General features: G+C 62.6%; 3 protein-coding genes and 1 tRNA gene. 1 reads left to right on the top strand and 3 read right to left on the bottom strand.

The genetic code is table 11. The annotated features are described in order from the left end of the window. Positions 1-51 precede the first annotated feature (51 nt). From ACE03M_RS15890 to ACE03M_RS15880, 3 genes are all read right to left on the bottom strand, one after another. A tRNA-Ala gene (locus ACE03M_RS15890) sits at positions 52-124 on the bottom strand. A 71-nt stretch (positions 125-195) separates the two neighbouring features. After that, entirely contained in the window at positions 196-777 is a 582-nt protein-coding gene (locus ACE03M_RS15885; protein ID WP_143922751.1) for a GNAT family N-acetyltransferase, read from the bottom strand. Between the two features lie 104 nt (positions 778-881). After that, positions 882-1,331 carry a MarR family winged helix-turn-helix transcriptional regulator gene (locus ACE03M_RS15880; RefSeq protein ID WP_485934994.1) on the bottom strand — a complete coding sequence of 150 codons (450 nt, stop codon included), beginning with the start codon at positions 1,329-1,331 and terminating at the stop codon, positions 882-884. A gap of 162 nt (positions 1,332-1,493) precedes the next feature. On the opposite strand from ACE03M_RS15880, the gene ACE03M_RS15875 reads away from it, so the two are divergent. Then, on the top strand, positions 1,494-2,759 hold the full coding sequence (locus ACE03M_RS15875; protein ID WP_485934992.1) for an MFS transporter: 1,266 nt from the start codon (positions 1,494-1,496) through the stop codon (positions 2,757-2,759). Positions 2,760-2,818: the final 59 nt, after the last annotated feature.

Raw genomic sequence — 2,818 nt, 5'->3', positions numbered from 1 at the left:
CGCTGTCGGCGGGATCTTCTTTTACGAGTGCTGTCTCAATAGCTTCTCGAGTGGAGGTAAGGGGACTCGAACCCCTAACCCCCTGCTTGCAAAGCAGGTGCGCTACCAATTGCGCCATACCCCCGGAGTACAGGCCGATATTACCCGCTCAGACGCTGACTGCGCAATCGGACGCAAGAGCGAGGGTTCTGCTGCTCACGCGGACTCCAGCCGCATCACTACGCGCCTCGCGCCTCCCACCTCGGAATCGGTGTCGGCGACCTTCGTGAATCCTTCCTTCTCGAACATCGACCGCAGACCGGGATAGGTGAAGATCGGTGCCAGTTTCTCCGTGGTGTCGAGCGGGTAGCCTTCGATCACCTCGGCGCCGTTGGCCCAGGAGAAATCGATTGCTCCCCGGAGAATCTGCTGCCCGATTCCTTGCCGTCGCTTCCCTCCGCGTGTACGCAGACAGAAGATCGACCAGGGTTCGACATCATCGACTCTCGGATACTTCTTGGGATCGGCCAGTTCTGCAACCTGTGAGCGAGGTGCCACCGAAGACCACCCGACGACCTCATCCTCGAGATAGGCCAGAATCCCCGGTGATGGCGACTGGGAGCACAGATCGTATACGGCGTCCCTCCTGTCGACAGCATCGAGCCTGGAGGACGCTCTGCCGCCGAGCCGATAGGTCAGACACCAGCAGGCGATGGCATCGGGGCCGCGTTTGGGTCCGAGCATCGTCTCCACGTCATCGAAGCGCTCTGCTGTGGCGGGAAGGATCTGAGTGTCCATGAGCCGCTCCTGATTCCGAACTGTGTCGGACACACTACTCCCGCACGCCCGACGTGAACACAGTGCCGACTCTCATCGGCCCGGATGTCCGCGCACGGAGCAGCCTAAGCCTGGGCCACCTCGGAGTGCAGAGCAGTGACCAAAGGCTTCAGCTCCGGCACTTCTACGGCATCGGCCAGCGCCGCTTCGAGAACCCGATCATGCGTCGGGCGGGCGGCGGCGAACAGTTTCCATCCGGACTCGGTGAGTTCGGTGTAGATTCCCCGACGGTCGTCATCGCAGAGGATCCTTGTCAGAAGTCCGCGATCCTCAAGACGGGTGACAAGACGCGTCGTGGCGCTGCTCGACAGGGCTGCCGCACGGGCCAGCTGCCGCATCCGCATGTGCCAGCCGTCCTGCCGGCTGAGTGCGTCCAGGACCGTATATTCGACGACCGAAAGCTGATGCTCGCGCTGCAGAGAGCGCTCCAGCTCGGCCTCGATCAATGCGTGCAGAGCAGCAAGAGTACGCCAGCCACGAGACCGGATCTCGACTGCGTCATCTCTGATGCCCATGTGTCTCTCCTTCGGATCGTCTTCATCACAGAATACACCACTTGCGCGGATAGAACGCGTGTGCAAGTATTTATACAGTTGCGTTTGCAACTACTGCATACGCCTTCTATTGCACACGCGCCGAGATGGTCCGCCATCTTGGCGCGAAGGGAGTTACACACCATGCCACTCGCACTTCTCGCTCTCGCCATCGGCGGGTTCGGAATCGGACTCACGGAGTTCGTCATCATGGGACTGCTGCCCGAGGTGTCCGCCGATTTCGGGGTCTCCGAGACCGTCGCCGGCTATCTGATCTCGGGATATGCCCTCGCTGTCGCCGTCGGCGCCATCCTCATCACTGTGGCTCTGACCCGCGTCAACCGCAAGGTCGCACTCGTCGTGCTCATGGTTCTGTTCATCATCGGCAATGTCCTCTCCGCTCTCGCCCCGAGCTACGACATGATGATGATCGGTCGAATCGTCGCCGCGCTCTGCCACGGCGCCTTCTTCGGTATCGGCTCCGTCGTCGCCGCCGGCCTCGTGGCACCAAATCGCCAAGCAGCTGCGATTTCAATGATGTTCGCCGGTCTCACCAGTGCCAACGTTCTCGGCGTACCTCTGGGCACCTTCCTCGGTCAGGCCGCCGGCTGGCGATCGACATTCTGGGTGATCTCCATCATCGGGGTCATCGCGCTCGTCGGCATCGTCCTTCTCATCCCGGCGACCGCTGCACAGGCGCGCGGCACCGGCAGCATCCTCGGCGAGTTCCGGATCTTCCGGTCCGGGCAGGTATGGGCATCGATTCTCATCACGATCCTCGGCTACGGGGGAATGTTCGGCGCCTTCAGCTATATGGCATTCACGTTGACGGGGGTCTCGGGATTTGCCAGCTCATCGGTGCCCTGGCTTCTCGTCCTCTTCGGAGTCGGACTGTTCATCGGCAACTTCCTCGGGGGACGGGCCGCAGACAAGAGCCTCGGGGCCACGCTGATCACCCTGCTCATCGGACTCGTCATCATCCTGGCTGTGTTCTCCCAGGTCGCCGGAAGCCAGATCGCGACGATCATCGCACTGGTATTCATGGGCGCATTCGGCTTCGCCACAGTCCCGGCAATGCAGATGCGCATCATGCGTCACTCCAAAGAGGCTCAGACGCTGGGATCGGGAGCCAACATCGCGGCCTTCAACGTGGGCAACGCCTTTGGTGCCTGGATCGGCGGAATCACCATCGCCGCCGGCCTCGGCTACGCATCTCCGCTGTGGGCAGGGTCTCTGGTCACAGCCGTCGGCCTCGTCGTTCTCGTCATCGCCGGTTTCAGCCGGGGCGGGGAGCTGCGTCGCAGTTCAACCGCGGCGGATGCCGGGCAGCAATCAGCAGCCGGGGAGCCACAGGCTGTGACCGCATCGAATGTGACCGCGCAGTCCGGGCAGTCCGGGCAGTCCGCCTGACCCTGCCTCGGTCCGCAAAGCGATGCCGGGCCCAGGTGGCTGACCCATCAGGGCCAGCC

This window comes from Brevibacterium sp. AGC70, from assembly GCF_057334195.1.
The sequence above is the reverse complement of the archived record's forward strand: the minus strand, read 5'-3'. Positions and strand labels throughout refer to the sequence as shown.